Genomic DNA, 17008 nt, shown 5'->3' with positions numbered 1-17008 from the left:
ACGATGACCGATGTACGCACACCTGCTGCCGAAAATCCCGCTGTAGACCGCACACGCAATAACGAAACCGCCCACAAGGGCTGGAGCAAGTTCGACACTACCTGGATGCTCGGCCTGTACGGCACGGCCATCGGTGCCGGCACCTTGTTCCTGCCGATCAACGCCGGTGTCGGCGGCTTCTGGCCGTTGCTGATCCTGGCGTTGCTGGCGTTCCCGATGACCTTCTTCGCGCACCGGGGCCTGACCCGCTTCGTGCTCTCGGGCCGCTCCGGTGACATCACCGAAGTGGTGGAAGAACACTTCGGCATCGGCGCCGGCAAACTGATCACGCTGCTGTATTTCTTCGCGATCTTCCCGATCCTGCTGGTGTACAGCGTGGCGCTGACCAACACCCTCAGCAGCTTCCTCGAACATCAATTGCACATCGCCCCGCCACCGCGAGCGATACTGTCGCTGGCGTTGATCCTCGGTCTGATGGCCATCGTCCGCTGCGGTCAGAGCGTGATCGTCAAAGCCATGAGCGTGCTGGTGTATCCGTTCGTCGCCGCGCTGCTGTTGCTCGGCTTCAGCCTGATTCCGAACTGGAACGGCGCGTTCTTCGCCAGTGCTCAAGAACCGATGGAAATGTCGGTGTTCCTCAAGACCCTGTGGCTGGCGATCCCGGTGATGGTGTTCTCGTTCAACCATTCGCCGATCATTTCGGCGTTCGCTGTCGAGCAGAAACAGCGCTACGGCAACCAGGCCGAGCGCAAGAGCAGCGGCATCCTCGCCATGGCCCACGGCATGATGGTGGTGACGGTGATGTTCTTCTGCTTCAGTTGCGTGCTGGCGCTGTCGCCGACGGATCTGGCAGCGGCCAAGGCGCAGAACATTTCGATCCTGTCGTACCTGGCCAACCACTTCCAGACCCCGGTCATCGCTTACGCCGCGCCATTGATTGCGCTGGTGGCGATCACCAAATCCTTCCTCGGCCACTACATCGGCGCCAGCGAAGGCTTCCAGGGCATGATCGTCAAAACCCTGCGCAGCCGTGGCCGGGTGATGTCGGCGAGCTGGCTGAACCGTGTGACCGCGCTGTTCATGATCCTCAGTTGCTGGGCCGTGGCGACCTTCAACCCGAGCATCCTCGGCATGATCGAGACCCTCGGCGGGCCGGTGATTGCCTGCCTCCTGTTCCTGATGCCGATGTACGCGATCCGCCGCGTGCCGGCCTTGCGCCAGTATTCGGGCCAGGTGTCGAACGTGTTCGTGGTGCTGATCGGCCTGATTGCACTGTCAGCGATCATCTACTCGGTTCTGCCCTGAAACGGGCCGCAAACGAAGAAGGCGAGCCATGAGCTCGCCTTCTTTTTGGCCGGTTTCATTGTTCGACAATATTCCCGGCATGTCCCTTGCTACATCACTGAAGGAGACAGGACCACGGAAAAGGCCGATGGTCAGGTTTGGCGAACCAACCCGATCAAGGCCGGTCAACAACTGCACGTTCAATCAGGCGGTGACGCATCATGGACAATCCTTTTCAGATCATTACCGATGCCTTCGCGCCGGACTATCAGATCAACCTGAGCATTCAGGGGCTCGACGGCAGCATCATGCTGACCCTCTCCAAAAGCGGGCGGATCGTCGCCAAACGGATGATCAGCGCCGAACAGCGCAACGACCCCAAGCGCCTCAAGCGCCTGGTGCAAAGCATTCAGTTCGGCATCGCCATCGAGCAGGGCCACAGCGCCATGGCGGTACTCGACGCCATGACCCGCGGTGACGCAATCACTCCGCCACCGCGTCAGGCCAAGCACCCGGCCCGGCCAACCGCCGGTCTTTAGAGTTCGCCCTTCTCCACTTCCGGATGTTCACTGGAGCCCGTGCCGATCTTGCGGTGCGGGTTCTCGATTTTCACCGAAGGGAATTGCGACGAGGCGTAACGCACCACCAGGATCGAGAACGCCAGCAGCAGAATTCCGCCGCACAGGTAAATGATGCCCATGTCCGGCGGATTGTGGTGCGAGACGTTGGAGATCAGCAGGCGCGTCAGAGCAGTGATCGCCACGTAGATCAGGAAGCGCACCGGCATGTGGTTGGTCTTGAAATAAATCCCGACCATCGCCCCCAGTTCCAGATAGATGAACAGCAACAGAATGTCATCGATCTTGATGTGCCCTTCCTCGAGCATCCCGAGAAATTCCATCACCGCCGCCCATGCGGTCACCGCACCAATGGCGAACAGCGCCAGGTAATGGAAGGTCTCGACGAACAGGTTGCCCAGGGACTCGGCCAGTTGATGCACGTTTTGCCGCAGTTTCTCGGCCCAGTTGATTTTCACGATGAAGGTTCCTTAGCCCGGTTCGAGCGGATGTTGCTTGCTGGACGTGACGGTTATTGCGCACGTACGCAGATGCATGCAGAAAAGAGGCCACGCCATCATGGCGAGCTGCCGCGAAACCCGCGCCGTGGCGTTTGGTCGCACCTGTGCGCAGACGTCGGGCTGACAAAATCCGAATCCGGTCTACATTGAAAAGCCACTACCCAAAGCGCAGGGATTCGCTTATCCTTTTCGCTGTATATAGATACAGTAGTCGCAAAGACAACTTAATGTGAAGGCATGTGAGGTGGTGAATGGCCGTCGAAGTGGTATACCGCAGCAGCCGAGATCTGGAGCGCTTGTTCATGGATAAAGCCGAAGCTGACCGTCATGACAAAATGCTCGAACTGGCCGAACTGTTGGCCGAAGTGCTGGAAAAAGCCGTTCCATCGTTGAGCGAGCAGCAAGTGGAAGAAGTCGGGATCTTCATGGCGAAGAACCGCGATGTGTTCGCCCGGGCGTTCAAGAGCCAGCCTGACGCGTTGTCGGAGCTGATCAACGCACCGGCTGCACCGGTTGTGGCAACCGAGCCGGCAGACGTGGCTGAACCGGTAGAAGCGCCAGCCAAACCTGCCAAAGCGGCAAAGGCTGCGAAGTAATTGAAGCCTCTGAATTGAATGGCCCCTGAGTTGAAAGACTCAGGGGCTTTTTCATGCCCGGACAAACTTCAGCGGTACAACACCTTCTCCGCCAGCTCATCCGCCACCCGCGCGGGTGATCGTTTTTCCGCCTGGGCGTGAGCAAACACTTCGGTCAACCGCGAGCTGATTTTCGACAGGTGCGCGGTAATGGTCGTCAGTTCTTCACCTCGATGCTTGAGGGAAACGTAGATCAGCCCGCCGGCATTGATCACGTAATCCGGCGCATACAGGATGCCGCGCCGTTCCAGTTGATCGGCGACGTCCAGATGCGTCAGCTGATTGTTGGCCGAGCCCGCCACCGCCGAGCAGCGCAACTGGGTGACCGTGTGGCTGTTGAGCACACCGCCCAAACCGCACGGCGCGAGGATGTCGCACGGCGTGCTGAGCAACGCGTCGTTGGCGATCGGATGGGCGTTGAGCTGTTCCATCGCCAGTTGCACCTTGCCGTGGTCGATGTCGCTGACCAGCAGTTCGGCGCCGGCGGCGTGCAACTGTTCGGCCAAGGCATAACCAACATTGCCCAACCCCTGAATCGCCACGCGCAAGCCTTCGAGGTTGTCGCTACCGAGCCGTGCCATCGCAGTGGCGCGAATCCCGGTGAACACGCCCATCGCCGCATGCGGCGCAGGGTCGCCGGCCGAGGTGGTACTAGTGACATGCTGGGTCTGCTGGGCGATGCAATCCATGTCCGCCACCGAAGTGCCGCTGTCGATCGCGGTAATGTAGCGCCCGTCGAGCTGATCGATGCAACGGCCGAAGGCTTCGAACAGTGCGGCGCGGTTTTCCACGTGAGCCGGCCGCACGATCACGGCCACCCCACCGCCCTGAGCGAGACCAGCCAATGCGGCCTTGTAGCTCATGCCCTGGGCCAGGCGTATGGCATCCTCGACTGCGGATTCGTCGTTCGGATAGGCAAGATAACGACATCCGCCCAGGGCTGGCCCGAGGCGACTGTTATGGATGGCAATGACCGCCTTCAATCCGGACACCGGATCAACGCTAAGGTGCAGCGATTCCAGGCGAGTGCTTTGCATGAGAGCGAACATCGGCAGGCTCCCGAATCACTTCTGGTAGACGCCAGTATAGGCTTGCGCCCGAAAATTGCTGAAGCGCACGGGAATAAGCCCCCACAGCGACCCACGCGTTGCGGCATAACCCGATGGCAGCGCGGCCTGGCACTGGACGAATGGCAAAGACGGGGCTAAAACGAGGCATACCCCGGAGATTGAGATGAGTCCGCGCCAACGTTTCTTCGATTGTCTGCACCGCTCACCGCCCGCGCTGTTCGAAGCGGCGTTGTGGATGGCCGCCGAACACGACAAACAAGCCGATCCCGAAGCACTGTTGCAGGACTTCAAGGAGCTGCAACAGCGGGTCAGCTATGGCTTGCCGTTGCTGCCGGTCAGCGAGCTGGCGCAACCGCTGCTGCGACGCATGACCGATCTGGGGTTTGCCCAGGATGATTTCGTACCGCTGCGTCCGCAGGCGGCGATGGTGCACAAAGTCATACAGACCAAACGCGGCCAGCCGCTGGCGCTGGCACTGATCGCTCTGGAACTGGCCCGTGGTCTGGAGATTCCATTGGTGGGCGTCAACTTCCCCGGGCATTTCCTGCTCAAGGTTCCCGGGGCCGATCACCTGCTCGATCCGTGCGGCGGACGGCGCCTGTATCCGAACGATTGCCGCGAACTGCTGCATCGCCAGTACGGCCACCAGATGAAACTCAGCGCCGATCACCTGCTGACTGCCGAGCCGGTGCAGATGCTTCAGCGTCTGTCACGCAACCTGCGCCAGCTGCACCTGACCCACGACGACTTCATCGCCGCGCTGATCGATGCCGAGCGCGTGCTCGAGCTGGGCAACGCCAGCGCCGCCGACTACCTGGCGCGGGCCAGTCTGTACCAGCGTCTCGATTGCCCGAACGCCGAGCGTTTCGATCTGGAGCACGCACTGTTGCTCAGCGACGACCCGATTCAGCGACTTCGCCTGACGGAACGGCTGGGCCATCTGCCGCCGAACGCGGTTGTCCACTGAACGGCGCAGTCACTGGCGAACGCACCTGAATGATCAGCAACGCCGCAATCACCGCCGGAATCGCGCAAAAGAAAAAAATCTGCTCCACCGGAATGTGCATCGCCAGCAACAGGCTGCCGAACAGCGGCCCGAGAATCGAGCCGAACCGCCCCACTCCCAAAGCCCAGCCGGTGCCGGTGGCGCGCACGTGGGCCGGATAGAAATTGCTGGCAAACGCGTTGAGCGTCAGTTGCCCGCCGATGATGCAAAACCCCGCCGCAAACACACAGGCCACCAGATAACGCGGGTTGTCGTGGTTCAGGCCCAGCAGGATCGTGCACACCGCCGCGCCGGCCAACACGCCGGACAGCAGTCGCACCTTGCTTTTCAAGCGGTCGGCGAACCACGCCATGCAGATCGCGCCCAGCGTGCCGGCGAACAGGAACATCGACGTCACCAGGTTCGCTTCATTGAGTTTCAGCCCGCTTTCGAGCAGCAACGACGGCAGCCAACTGATCATGAAATACAGCAGGATCAGGCTGACGAAAAACGTCGCCCAGATCAGCAAGGTCGGACGGGCGTAACCATTGCGGAACAACTCCACCACGGTCAGTTTGCTGCCCTGCTCGCGCGCGTTCTGCTCGACCGACGCGGCGGGTGGTTGCCAGTCCGGCAGCATCCGCGCGGTAACCTTGCGCAGGCGCGCATACGGCGGCGCGTCACGCAGCAGACGTGGCAAGGATTCCGGAAGCATCCACCAGAGAAACGGGAACAACAGCAACGGCGTGACACCGCCGGCGAGGAACACCGCTTGCAAACCGAAACGGTCAATGAAACCGGCCGCAACAAAACCACCCGCCGCACCACCGAAGGAGAAGCCGCAAGCCGCCAGCGTGACCATCAACGTGCGCAGGCGTGGCGGTGAATATTCCGACATCAACGCCATGGCGCTGGGCATTGCGCCGCCCATGCCGATGCCGCAGATGAAACGCGCGATCATCAGGGTATTCAGGGAATCGGCGAACACCATCAGCACGGTGAGGCTGGCGTAGATCAGCACGCAGGCGAGCAGAATCCGTCGAACGCCGAAGCGATCGGCCAGCGGCGTCACGGCGAGCGAGCCGAGGGTCAGGCCCAGAAGGTTGGCGCTGAATACCGGACCGAATGCGGATTTTTCCAGGCCCCAGTCCTGCGCCAGTGCCGGCACTACGTAACCGAGCACTTGGGCGTCATAGCCGTCGGTGACCAGCAGCAAGGCGAGAAGAATCAGGAGCAACCACTGAAAGCGGGACACAGGACGGGCGTCGAGTGCCGCCCGAAAGCTGGCAATCTGGTTATGCATCGCAAGGTACCTGTTTTGTTTTTATGATTTTTTGCGGGTAACCGGAATGGCTCCCGTGCGCTGCACGGGAGCCATCAAATGCTACTTCGGCGTGTCCGGCTGGTTCGCCGGATGCGCCGCAATGAACGCCGGATGTTTAGCGGCCAGCGCAGCCACCCGACGAATCCGTGGATACGCCTCCAGCGAAACATTGAAACGCTCGGCCGCGTACAACTGTGGAATCAGGTACACGTCCGCCACACACGGCCACTCGCCAAAACAGAAGCCGCTGTCGCCGATCAACTGCTCCACCGTCGCCAGCCCCTGGCTGATCCAGTGACCGATCCACTCGTTCACCTGCGCCTCGTCATGCCCCAGACCGCGCAGGCGATTGAGCACACTGACGTTGTGCAGCGGATGCACGTCGCAGCCAATCACCGCCGCCACACCGCGCACCCGGGCGCGGGCAACGAGGTCTTCGGGGAGCAACGGCACCTGTGGATAACGCTCTTCCAGATACTCGATGATCGCCGGCGACTGAATCAGCAACTTGCCTTCGTCAGTGCGCAGCGCCGGCACCCGGCCCTGGGGATTGATCGCCAGGTACGCCGGTTGCCGATGCTCGCCACCGGGCGGTGCGATCAGGTTGACCGGCAACGCCTGATAGTCGAGGCCCTTGAGTGCCAGCGCAATCCGCACCCGGTACGACGAGGTAGAACGGTAATAGGTGTAGAGATCCATGAGCCGCTCCTGTCAGCGTGCCGCCAGCACGGTGCCACGGCATTCGCCGAAACCGATCGAGGCAAAACCTTCGCGGGCGCAGCGGGCGCGCAGGATGATTTCGTCGCCGTCCTCAAGGAATTTGCGCACTTCGCCGGACGCCAGTTCGATCGGCTTTTTGCCGCCCTCGGTGATTTCCAGCAGGCTGCCGAACTGACCGCTTTCCGGCCCGGACAAGGTGCCCGAACCGAACAAGTCACCAGCCTGCAACTGGCAACCGTTGACGCTGTGGTGCGCAACCATTTGCGCAACGGTCCAGTACATGTAGCGGGTGTTGCTCAGGGTCAGGCGATGGGCCGGCAGGTTCTGCTCGCGCATTTTTTCGGTGAGCAGCAGCACTTCCAGCTCGATGTCAAAACCACCACCCTCCTGATCGCGCTTGTCGAGCAGGTACGGCAGCGGCTGCGGGTCACCTTGCGGACGCGCCGGTTGCGCGATGCGGAACGGCGCCAGCGCTTCGGCAGTCACCACCCATGGCGAGACGCTGGTGATGAAGCTCTTGGACAGGAACGGGCCGAGCGGCTGGTATTCCCAGGCCTGGATGTCACGGGCCGACCAGTCGTTGAGCAGGCAGAAACCGGCGATGTGTTCGGCGGCATCACCAATGGCGATCGGCTCGCCCATCTCGTTGCCCTGACCGATCCAGATCCCCAGTTCCAGCTCATAGTCCAGCCGCGCGCATGGGCCGAAGGTCGGCTCGGTTGCGCCGGCCGGCAGGGTCTGGCCTTTCGGGCGGCGCACGTCGGCACCGGAAGCGCGCACAGTGGACGCGCGACCGTGGTAGCCGATCGGCACGTGTTTGTAGTTCGGCAGCAACGGGTTGTCCGGACGGAACAGTTTGCCGACGTTCTGCGCGTGTTCTATGCCGACGTAGAAGTCGGTGTAGTCACTGATGCGCGCCGGCAAATGCAACTGGCAATCGGCTGCCAGTGGCAGCAGTTTTGCGCCCTGGGCTTCAATGTTGCCGCGGTGAGTGCTGCCTTCGCTGAACAGTTCCAGCAGACGTTCGCGCAGGGCAACACGGGCATCGCGGCCGAGTTCGAAGAAGGCGTTCAACTGACCGCCGTGCATGGCTTCGACTGCACTGCGCGCGGCGCCGTCGAACAGACCGGCCTCCAACGCCACTTGCAGATCGAAGATGTGTTCGCCAATCGCCACGCCGGCGCGCGGTGCCGAGCCATTGGTGCTGAACACGCCCAGCGGCAGGTTCTGCAACGGGAAATCCGCGTGGCCGTTGGCCGAAGCGACCCAACTGCGGGTGATGGAATTCTGCGTCATGGGTTATCTCCGGGTCGGGTCAAACGTGGCGGGCAGCGTGGCCCAGCAAGCGTCGTAAGTGGATTGCAGTTGCGGGCAGTCGAGGGCGAAGCGGCTTGGGCGCAGTACCTGGCTGGTCTCGAACATGAACGCCATGGTGTTGTCGATCTTCGCCGGTTTGAGGTCCGCGTTGATGGCTTTGGTGCAAGTCTCGCCGTCCGGGCCGTGGGCGCTCATGCAGCTGTGCAGGGACGCGCCGCCGGGCACGAAACCTTCGGCCTTGGCGTCGTATTCGCCCTGGATCAGGCCCATGAATTCATTCATCAGGTTGCGGTGGAACCACGGCGGACGGAAGGTGTTCTCGGCCACCATCCAGCGCGGCGGGAAGATCACGAAATCGAGGTTGGCCAGGCCGTGGACACTGGTCGGCGAGGTCAGCACGGTGAAGATCGATGGGTCCGGGTGGTCGAAACTGACGGTGCCGATGGTGTTGAAGCGGCGCAGGTCATATTTGTACGGCACGTTGTTGCCGTGCCAGGCGACCACGTTCAGCGGCGAGTGATTGAGTTCGGTACCCCACAACTGGCCGAGGAATTTCTGCACCAGGGTGGTCGGTTGTTGCAGGTTTTCGTAGGCGGCGACCGGGGTCAGGAAGTCCCGTGGATTGGCCAGGCCGTTGCTGCCGATCGGCCCCAGGTCCGGCAGGCGCAGCGGCGCGCCATGGTTCTCGGCGACGTAGCCGCGTGCCTGCGGGTCGAGCAGTTCGACACGGAATTTCAGGCCCCGTGGCAGCACGGCGATTTCCAGCGGCGCCACGTCCAGCACACCCAGTTCGGTGGCAATACGCAAACGACCCAGTTGCGGCACCAGCAACAGCTCGCCGTCGGCGTTGAAGAACACGCGCTCCATCGAACGGTTGGCGCCATAGTGATAGATGCTGATGCCGGCCGGTTTTTCGGCAGCGGAATTGGCCGCCATGCTGACCAGACCGTCGATGAAATCGGTCGGTTCGGCCGGGATCTCCAGCGGGTTCCAGCGCAGGCGATTGGGGGTCACTTCACCCAACGGGCCGCCCGCCAGTTGCCGCTCCAGTTTGACGAATGCCGGGTGATTGGCCGACGGCTGGATCCGGTACATCCACGTGCGCCGCGCTTCACTGCGGGTCATGGTGAACGCGGTGCCGGAGAACAGTTCGGTGTAAAGACCGTATGGGGCTTTCTGCGGGGAGTTCTGGCCGACGGGCAGTGCGCCGGGCAACGCTTCGGAGCTGAATTCGTTGCCGAAACCGGACTGGTAAGCCAGGGCTGAATCGAGGTTCATGGAGCCTCCTGAACAGGGCGTCGGCATGGTCGAACGCTCTGGATCAGAGGTCTTGGCACGCCGGGGTTATTTTTATCGTAATTCAATTACGCATAACGTAATTTGCTCGCTATCCAGCGTCAAGCTATAAAGACGCCCATTCGTTCCGGGACACGGCAGCACCATGGAAAAAACCAGCGACAGCAATGGCAAACAGAAAGTGCGCTCCGCCGAAGTCGGCACCGACATCCTCAAGGCCCTGGCCGAGTTGTCGCCGTCCACTTCGCTGTCGCGTCTGGCCGAACATGTGCAGATGCCGGCGAGCAAGGTGCACCGTTATCTGCAGGCGTTGATCGCCAGCGGTTTCGCCGAACAGAACACCGCCACCAACCATTACGGCCTCGGCCGCGAAGCGCTGCGCGTGGGCTTGGCCGCACTCAACAGTATGGACGTGCTGAAAGTCGCCGCCCTGCCGCTGGCCGAGTTGCGCGACGAACTCAACGAAACCTGTTTCCTGGCGGTGTGGGGCAATCAGGGCGCGACCGTGGTGCACATCGAACCGGCGGTGCGCGCGGTGACGGTAGTGACGCAATTGGGCTCGGTGTTGCCGCTGCTCAGTTCCTCCACCGGCCTGGTCTTCGGCGCGTACCTGCCGCAGCGGGAAACCGAGGAGTTGCGTGAACACGAAATCGCCGTCGGCGGCCATCCGCTGGCGGACGAAAAAGCTTATGAGGCATTGTGCGAACAGATCCGCGCACGCGGTCTGCATCATGTCCACGGCTTGCTGATGCCCGGTGTGGACGCCTTGTCGGCACCGGTGTTCAACGCCCTCGGACAGGTCGCTGCGGTACTGACCATCGTCGGCCCGACCTCGCTGTTCCACGCTGACGAAAACGGCCCGGCAGCGCAGCGGTTGCTGGCGGCGACGCGGGCCGTGAGTTGGCGGATGGGGTTTCAGCCAGCGTGAATGTTCATCGGCATAAACCGAGCATTCTCGCCCGCGCTACGGCGTGAGTCCTGCGCTCGACACCCAGTTTTGCGTGAATACGCCGGACATGCGTTTTGACTGTGTGCAACGAGATGAACAACGTGTCCGCAATTTGCTGATTGGAGCGTCCAGACGCAATCAATCCAAGCACCTGCGACTCTCGCAAACTCAGTGAACCTTCGTTATCCCCGTCATCAGCAAGTGAAGCGGCAAGCGTTGAACCGGGCCACAGGTTCAGCGCCTTCTGATCAAACTTCATCGACAAACGCTGCAAGTTGAAATGACCGGCCAACGTTCGCCCGTTGTCGAAGTAGCCCCGAGCAGAATCCAGATCATCGAGCTTCCAGGCCACCTCGCTCATGACCAACAGCAACTCGGCTTCAAGCACGACCATCCGGTTGGCATGAGCGTGCTCGAGCAAACGCTGCAGATGCGTCATCGGCTGCTGTGTCTGACCCAATCGCATCTCGGCCAGAATCAGCAAACACTCGATGCGCGGAATCAGCTCCAATGTCGCCGGCGGCGCCTGGCGTGCGCATGGGCCGCGATAGTGCCTGAGCACACGGCTCAGCGCCTCGCGAGCCAGTTCGGGTCGTCCTTGCTGCAACCAGAACTCACTGCTGACCTGCAACAGAACACCGCGATAAACCGTGTCCGGAATCTGCCGCTGTTGCATCAACCGTTCGGCATCCCGCAGGCGCATGAATGCCTGAGAATAATCACCCTGATCGGCGGCCAGTTGCGCCTGACCGAGAAAGCCATAAAGCACTCGCTTGTCAAAGCTGCGCAGGCAGTCGTCGAGCCCTTGCTGGAAGAATTCAGCCGCCCGGCCTTGTTGCCCCATACTCAATGCCAGCCGCCCGCGACGCAGGGCGATACGCCCCAGCAACGGCGTCGGTCGCTCGACGGAGGACGCGAGCATTTCGCAAAGATTGGCCAGCAACTCTTCGGCGCGAGCCGACACGCCCCGTTGCTCCAGCAGTTGGGCGTGATCAAGTTCCAGCAACGCTTCGAACAGCAATGAACCCTCAGCCCGGGCCAGGCACAGCGCTTCACGATTGATCGAATGAGCCATGTCCAGATCCCCGCATAGCAACGCCTGCTGAGTGCGGCCCGACAAACACAGCAGGCGCGCCGTCCAGGCCTGCGGCGCCAGCTCGTTCAAGGCTTGCTCGAAATGCTCGCGCGCCTCGTCCATGTGCCCTTGCAAATGCAGCAGCCAGCCTTGCTGGGCCTGCCAGCGGGCGATCAGTTGCCGTTGCTGTTCCGCCGACCGGGGCGGCAGAAAACGCGCCAGTTGCCCGATGCAATCCGCCGCTTGAGCAAAGCGTCCGGCAAACAACAGCGCTGCCGTGATCAGGCCGACCAGTTGCGCCGACCCCAGCAACAGCTCCTCGCCGTGCTGCTCGTAGAGACGCAACAACAGCACGACCGTCTGCTCCTCGAACAGATGCTCGAAGCTGAAGTGTTGCAGCAGACTGACCGCGACTTCGTACTCTTCAGCCAGCAACGCCTGTTCGAAGGCGCATTTCCAATGCTGTCCGGCGGCAAACCACTGACAGGCCCGGCGATGCCAGGAACGTCCAGCCGACCAGGGTTCATCACGCATCAAACGCGACAGCGGAGCGCACACCTGCAACCAGTCCGGCGACCCTTGCCAGGGTTCGATAAAACACCCAAGCGTTTGCAGAGTGCGCATCCATTGCGCCCCTTCGCCGGCACCGAACAGGTGATCGCACAGACTGGCGTTGAACCGCGGCAAATGCGCCAACACCCGCCAGGCCTCGGCCAGCTCCGGGCTCAAACCACTGAACAGTTCGTGTTCCAGGTAGTCCAGCAAGGTGTCCATGCGTTGCTGCGGCACGGTCTTTTGCAACCAGTCGCATTTTTGCATCAACAGTATCCGCACCCCGGCGCACCACCCGCCGCTGCGCTGGAGGATCCGCCCGGCCACGTCGTCGACCTGGGCTGGCGGCAGGTGCCGCAACAGTTGCGCGATCTCGCCGCGACTCAACGCCAGCGCCGCGCTTTCGCACTCGTACAAGGCGTCATCGAGCAGCAGGCGCGGCCAGTTGCATTGCGGGCGTCGACGGGTGCCGATCCACCAGGTGACGGCGGGACTGGCGAGCGCCAGCATCCGGTCGAGCAGCGCATCCAGTGCAGGCGCTTCAACACGGCAGTAATCGTCGAGAAAAACCCACACTGGTGAGGATCGGCGCGCCAGCTCGTTCAGCAGCGACGACTCATCCGCCGTCGCCCCTCCCAGGGACTGCGCCAGCCGCTCGCAAAATGCCGCGACACTCATTGACAGACCTGCCAGCGGCAGCCAGCACACCGTACATTCGGCGGGTGCCTGCAACAGGCATTCGCTCAAGAGCGTGCTCTTGCCGCTGCCGGCCGGTGCGCAGATCAGCCTGACCCGTGCCGAAGACTCAAGCAATGATGCCGTCAGACGTGGACGCGGAAGATGATGAGCTGAAAGTCTGGGCAGGAATCCCGGACGATCCGGAGCGTGAGTCATGGCGGTCATCGGGTACGCCTTCTTATCGTTGTACGCTCACCCTAGCCCTGTCACCGGCGCTTGTTGACGAGTATTCAGTACGCTGATTGGCAGCCATAAAAAAGGCGACCGTGCGGTCGCCTTTTCCCGAGTCTGTGTAGCGAAATCCTTACCGAACGCCCTCCGAGCGCAAGGCTGACGGAGTGTAATCGGCGGCTTTGGCTTCAAAGCCGAATTCGAAGCTGTGTTTCTCTTCGTTCTTCATCCCCAAGGCAATGTACCGGCCGGCGATGATGTCGTAGAGCGCTTCGAGGGTGTAGGCCTGGGTCTGGTGATCGTAGTAGTACTGAGCGTGGCCCTCGGCCACTCGCCACAGCTGTCCACGACCGTCGTAGTGATCGGCCAGCGCCACCTGCCAGCTGTCCTCGTCGATGTACATGTGCCGTTTGGCGTAGATGTGCCGCTCGTTCGGTTTGACTGTGCCGACCACTTCCCAGACCCGGTGCAGTTCATAGCGCGTCAGGTCCTGGTTGATGTGCCCGGCCTTGACGATGTCGTCGTACTTGAGGCTCGGCGAGTCGAGCTTGTAGCTGTTGTACGGAATGTACATTTCCTTCTTGCCGATCAGTTTCCAGTCGTAGCGATCCGGTGCGCCGGAGAACATGTCGAAGTTGTCTGAGGTGCGCAGGCCGTCGGCAGCGGTGCCCGGCCCGTCATAGGCGACTTGCGGCGCACGGCGCACCCGGCGCTGGCCGGCGTTGTAGATCCACGCCAGTCGCGGCTCTTTCACCTGATCTAGGGTCTCGTGCACCAGCAGCACGTTACCGGCCAGACGCGCCGGGGCGGTCACCGACTGTTTGAAAAAGGTCAGGACGTTGGCGGCCTTTTCCGGATCGAGATCCTTCATCAGTTGCGGCACCGCGATCTCTTCTTCGAAGCGGATCGGCGTGTAGCTGCCGTTGGTCTGCGGGGTCACCTGAGTGATGATCCGTCGCAGATTGCCGCCGTGATAGCGGGTGATGTGATTCCACAGAACCTCAACGCCATTCTTCGGAATCGGGAAGGCGTAGTAGCGATTGCCGGTGAAGTTGGCCAGACCGTTGCCGTCGTTGATCGTGGTGACGTTGAGCGCACTGCGCTTGGCCGACTCGTAGATTTCCGGTGGCACGGCCACGGTGCGGTGGGTCGGGTAGACCGGAATCTTGTAGGTTTCGGGATAGCGCTTGAACATCGCCACCTGACCGTCGGACAGCTTGTCCTTGTACTTGTCGACGTTGGCGGCGGTGATGGTGAACAGCGGTTTTTCGCTGGCGAACGGGTCAGCCAGGAAGCCCTTGCTGTCGACCGCCCCGGCGTTTTTCGGGATACCGCCGGTCCAGGCCGGAATCGACCCGTCGGCGTTGCCGGCCTTCTCGGCCCCCAGCGGCGTCAGGCTGGTGCCGAGCTTGTTGGCTTCGTCCGGCGACACCGCCGCGATCACGTTGGCGGCCAACAGGCTCAGGGCCAGGACACCGCATTGCAGAATCATCTTGCGCATTGCACTCATCCTTCTCGGGCAGATCAGAAGTTCACACCGAAGCTCAGGGCCACGAAGTCACGGTCTTCGAGGGTGTTGTAGTCACCACCGAAAAAATCGGTGTAACTCAGGCTCGCGGTATAGGTGTTGCGATAGTCGGCATCGACCCCGACGCTGACAGCCTTGGCGCCTTCGTTGAACAGACCGTTGGGGCCATAACCGGCGACATCGTGGGACCAGGACAGGTTGGGCTTGAGGTTGATCCCGCCGATCACGTTGGCGTAATCGAGGATCGCCCGGGCGCGATAGCCCCAGGAGGTGGAGGTGACAAAACCGTCGGTGTCACCGCCGAAACCGTACTGGCCGTAGACCGAGTCACGGCCGTAACGCAGCTTGCTGCGCGACTCCAGGCCGCCAACCCGCACCACCGCCGCTTCGCCGACCAGGGTCAGGCGCTGCGCCCCCCAGACCTGATCGATAAAGTGCGTCAGCGTGCTCTGAATCTGCGTCACTTCCTTGCGCCGGTAGCCCTTGTTGTCGGCACCGGGCGAGGTGACCAGCGGCGATGCAGCACCGCCGGCAATCGGATTGAGCAGCGCCAGAGTCAGGTCGTTGGTGTTGACCTGCACCGGCGCGTTAGGGCGATAGCTGATCTCGCCGGTCCAGGCGGTGCCGGTTGGCAATGTGGTGGAGAAACTTGCACCGTACAGACGGATGTCTTCCGGGTATTCGAGGTAGTACTGACCGCGCCCGAGCATCACGCTTTGCGCCAGTCCCGAACCACTGCCGGGGGCCAGCCGGTTGGCGATCCCGACCATGCCCGGCAATGACGCCAGGGTCGACAGGCCGGCGGTGCTGGTGCCAACCGTCGGCGTGCGGCTGTGATAGTTCATGAAGTAGAGGCCGTACTCGGTGTCATCGCCGAGCCAGCGCAGTGCCGTACCCCATTGCCCGGAATCCCGCGCATCGCGGTCGCCGCCACGGGGCACGATCACACCTTCGCGGGTGACCTGGATCGGCTGACCGAAGGCTGCCGTCAGCGGCGCCAACGGGGCGATCGCCGGGCTGCCGACGGTGTAGCCGTTGTTGCAACCGTCCGCTGCCACGTCGACACCGAAGAAGGTGCCGCAGTTGTCGAGGACGGTCTGATCCCATTCCAGTTGATAGAAGCCCTCGACCGTCAGTTGATCGGTGAGCCCCTGAGAGGCGAACAGCATGTTCACCGGAATCAGCCCCTCCTTGATCTCCGCACCCGGCCGACGGAACGCCGAAACGTCGATCGGGTTGATGCTGTTGATCGAGTTGCCGATGAAGGTGCTTTCGCCCCAGCTCACCACCTGTTTACCGGCGCGAACCGTGCCCGGCAAATCGGCGATGGAATAGTTGTGATAGACGAACGCATCGAGAATCTGCGCGCCCGAAGACTTCGCGCCCTCCTTGCGGCCCTTGTCGCTGATCGGTTTGAACTCGCGGTCTTCGTCCTTGAGTTCGAAGTCGTACCAGTACTTGCCGCGCACGAACACACCGGTGTCGCCGTACTTCAATTCGAGGTCGTGGATGCCTTTGAAGATCTTGGAAAAGGTCTCGCCCTTCTTGAAGTTCAAACGCCCGTCATCACCGGTGGAAGACTGGCCCGTCCCGCCGTTGACCGTACCGACCAGCGACTTGTCGGCATCGCGCATGCCCCAACTCGCGCCGACCGACAGCGACGAGTCGAACGTGCCTTCGATTTCCCCGATATTGAAAGCGACCGCGTGCGCCTGGGCACAGCAACCCAAAGCCACCGCAGCGGCAAGCGCCTGCGGAGTGAAGATGGCGCGCATTGTTGTTTTTGTCATGCGTCTTCCCCGGTGAGTGACAGAAGGCCCCACCCTACTGCCGCGCCACGTTGAGGATAAGCGCACCAAGGAGGTATTCATGCTGTCGCTCGAAAGGATGAATACCCGCCTGCGACAAGGCTTCGCGAGCGCCATGAACAGGCTGGATGCACCACTATCAACGCAACGGATAATGACGAAGCGGTGCACCGAACTGTTACATGCTCCGTAACAGTGCATGTCCGGAATCGCTATTTTTCCCCGGGGCGCCAGCCCTTATTCTGAGCGGGCTTTCACGGCAGACCGCCGGAAAGCACGAATCCCGCGACCGAGTCGTCGGCAATGATTTCTGATGGAGCGAAGCGTTTTTCGGTCCATCGCCCGGTGTTCACTGACGTTGATTTGTAGCTCCTTGATCCAACGTCTTACCTTGGCCGCTGCGTTTGCAGCGGCCTTTTTTATGGGCGATCGAAAGTTGCTGAATGCCCGTGCCCTGCATTTTTAAACTTCCTGAAAT

13 protein-coding genes and 1 pseudogene are annotated in these 17008 nt (G+C 61.7%); 5 read left to right on the top strand and 9 right to left on the bottom strand.

Annotation, left to right across the window (positions count from 1 at the left end; all coding sequences use genetic code 11):
• The first annotated feature begins 3 nt into the window (after positions 1-3).
• Entirely contained in the window at positions 4-1305 is a 1302-nt protein-coding gene (locus CAF77_RS12890; RefSeq protein ID WP_085654647.1) for an HAAAP family serine/threonine permease, read from the top strand.
• A gap of 200 nt (positions 1306-1505) precedes the next feature.
• A complete protein-coding gene (locus CAF77_RS12885; RefSeq protein WP_085654645.1) occupies positions 1506-1823 on the top strand; it encodes a DUF3509 domain-containing protein in 318 nt (105 codons plus the stop codon).
• On the opposite strand, the gene CAF77_RS12880 is transcribed toward CAF77_RS12885, so the two are convergent.
• Entirely contained in the window at positions 1820-2320 is a 501-nt protein-coding gene (locus tag CAF77_RS12880) for a phosphate-starvation-inducible protein PsiE (protein WP_007957255.1), read from the bottom strand. The genes CAF77_RS12885 and CAF77_RS12880 overlap by 4 nt on opposite strands.
• Before the next feature lie 293 nt (positions 2321-2613).
• Between CAF77_RS12880 and CAF77_RS12875 the strand changes: the two are divergent.
• Positions 2614-2871: pseudogene (locus CAF77_RS12875) on the top strand (YebG family protein); the annotation flags it as partial.
• A 155-nt stretch (positions 2872-3026) separates the two neighbouring features.
• Here the strand turns inward: CAF77_RS12875 and CAF77_RS12870 are convergent.
• Complete coding sequence (locus tag CAF77_RS12870; protein ID WP_011332519.1) at positions 3027-4046, bottom strand: Glu/Leu/Phe/Val dehydrogenase dimerization domain-containing protein; 1020 nt, start codon at positions 4044-4046, stop codon at positions 3027-3029.
• 184 nt (positions 4047-4230) lie between these two features.
• On the opposite strand from CAF77_RS12870, the gene CAF77_RS12865 reads away from it, so the two are divergent.
• Positions 4231-5034, top strand: coding sequence for a SirB1 family protein (locus tag CAF77_RS12865; protein ID WP_064382490.1), 804 nt, complete (start codon positions 4231-4233; stop codon positions 5032-5034).
• Here the strand turns inward: CAF77_RS12865 and CAF77_RS12860 are convergent.
• The 4 genes from CAF77_RS12860 to hmgA form a co-directional block, all read right to left on the bottom strand.
• The gene (locus tag CAF77_RS12860; protein WP_064382491.1) at positions 4958-6355 is read right to left on the bottom strand and encodes an aromatic acid/H+ symport family MFS transporter; all 1398 of its coding nucleotides are present in this window, start codon (positions 6353-6355) and stop codon (positions 4958-4960) included. The two genes, CAF77_RS12865 and CAF77_RS12860, sit on opposite strands and share 77 nt — an antisense overlap.
• Before the next feature lie 81 nt (positions 6356-6436).
• The gene (maiA, locus tag CAF77_RS12855) at positions 6437-7075 is read right to left on the bottom strand and encodes a maleylacetoacetate isomerase (protein WP_085654644.1); all 639 of its coding nucleotides are present in this window, start codon (positions 7073-7075) and stop codon (positions 6437-6439) included.
• 12 nt (positions 7076-7087) lie between these two features.
• Positions 7088-8392 (bottom strand): fumarylacetoacetase, encoded by a 1305-nt coding sequence (fahA, locus tag CAF77_RS12850; protein WP_064382493.1) that lies wholly within the window; start codon positions 8390-8392, stop codon positions 7088-7090.
• Between the two features lie 3 nt (positions 8393-8395).
• The gene (gene hmgA, locus CAF77_RS12845) at positions 8396-9691 is read right to left on the bottom strand and encodes a homogentisate 1,2-dioxygenase (RefSeq protein ID WP_064382494.1); all 1296 of its coding nucleotides are present in this window, start codon (positions 9689-9691) and stop codon (positions 8396-8398) included.
• 163 nt (positions 9692-9854) lie between these two features.
• Here hmgA and CAF77_RS12840 point away from each other — a divergent pair, with 163 nt between their 5' ends.
• Positions 9855-10637, top strand: coding sequence for an IclR family transcriptional regulator (locus CAF77_RS12840; RefSeq protein WP_064382495.1), 783 nt, complete (start codon positions 9855-9857; stop codon positions 10635-10637).
• Between the two features lie 4 nt (positions 10638-10641).
• Here CAF77_RS12840 and CAF77_RS12835 read toward each other — a convergent pair whose 3' ends face one another.
• From CAF77_RS12835 to CAF77_RS12825, 3 genes are all read right to left on the bottom strand, one after another.
• The gene (locus CAF77_RS12835; RefSeq protein ID WP_064382496.1) at positions 10642-13188 is read right to left on the bottom strand and encodes a LuxR C-terminal-related transcriptional regulator; all 2547 of its coding nucleotides are present in this window, start codon (positions 13186-13188) and stop codon (positions 10642-10644) included.
• 139 nt (positions 13189-13327) lie between these two features.
• Entirely contained in the window at positions 13328-14695 is a 1368-nt protein-coding gene (locus tag CAF77_RS12830; protein ID WP_064382497.1) for a DUF1329 domain-containing protein, read from the bottom strand.
• A gap of 23 nt (positions 14696-14718) precedes the next feature.
• Positions 14719-16512, bottom strand: a complete 1794-nt coding sequence (locus CAF77_RS12825; RefSeq protein ID WP_085654642.1) for a DUF1302 domain-containing protein — start codon at positions 16510-16512, stop codon at positions 14719-14721.
• Between the last annotated feature and the right edge of the window lie 496 nt (positions 16513-17008).

It is taken from the genome of Pseudomonas sp. R15(2017) (genome assembly GCF_002112685.1).
GTDB lineage: Bacteria > Pseudomonadota > Gammaproteobacteria > Pseudomonadales > Pseudomonadaceae > Aquipseudomonas > Aquipseudomonas glycinae.
The sequence above is the reverse complement of the archived record's forward strand: the minus strand, read 5'-3'. Positions and strand labels throughout refer to the sequence as shown.

What these genes read in the sequence shown, in the direction of transcription:
- hmgA (WP_064382494.1), bottom strand. Translation starts at nt 9,691, where the DNA reads ATGAACCTCGATTCAGCCCTGGCTTACCAGTCCGGTTTCGGCAACGAA.
- CAF77_RS12830 (WP_064382497.1), bottom strand. Translation starts at nt 14,695, where the DNA reads ATGCGCAAGATGATTCTGCAATGCGGTGTCCTGGCCCTGAGCCTGTTG.
- maiA (WP_085654644.1), bottom strand. Translation starts at nt 7,075, where the DNA reads ATGGATCTCTACACCTATTACCGTTCTACCTCGTCGTACCGGGTGCGG.
- CAF77_RS12840 (WP_064382495.1), top strand. Translation starts at nt 9,855, where the DNA reads ATGGAAAAAACCAGCGACAGCAATGGCAAACAGAAAGTGCGCTCCGCC.
- CAF77_RS12870 (WP_011332519.1), bottom strand. Translation starts at nt 4,046, where the DNA reads ATGTTCGCTCTCATGCAAAGCACTCGCCTGGAATCGCTGCACCTTAGC.
- CAF77_RS12865 (WP_064382490.1), top strand. Translation starts at nt 4,231, where the DNA reads ATGAGTCCGCGCCAACGTTTCTTCGATTGTCTGCACCGCTCACCGCCC.
- CAF77_RS12890 (WP_085654647.1), top strand. Translation starts at nt 4, where the DNA reads ATGACCGATGTACGCACACCTGCTGCCGAAAATCCCGCTGTAGACCGC.
- fahA (WP_064382493.1), bottom strand. Translation starts at nt 8,392, where the DNA reads ATGACGCAGAATTCCATCACCCGCAGTTGGGTCGCTTCGGCCAACGGC.
- CAF77_RS12825 (WP_085654642.1), bottom strand. Translation starts at nt 16,512, where the DNA reads ATGACAAAAACAACAATGCGCGCCATCTTCACTCCGCAGGCGCTTGCC.
- CAF77_RS12885 (WP_085654645.1), top strand. Translation starts at nt 1,506, where the DNA reads ATGGACAATCCTTTTCAGATCATTACCGATGCCTTCGCGCCGGACTAT.
- CAF77_RS12860 (WP_064382491.1), bottom strand. Translation starts at nt 6,355, where the DNA reads ATGCATAACCAGATTGCCAGCTTTCGGGCGGCACTCGACGCCCGTCCT.
- CAF77_RS12835 (WP_064382496.1), bottom strand. Translation starts at nt 13,188, where the DNA reads ATGACCGCCATGACTCACGCTCCGGATCGTCCGGGATTCCTGCCCAGA.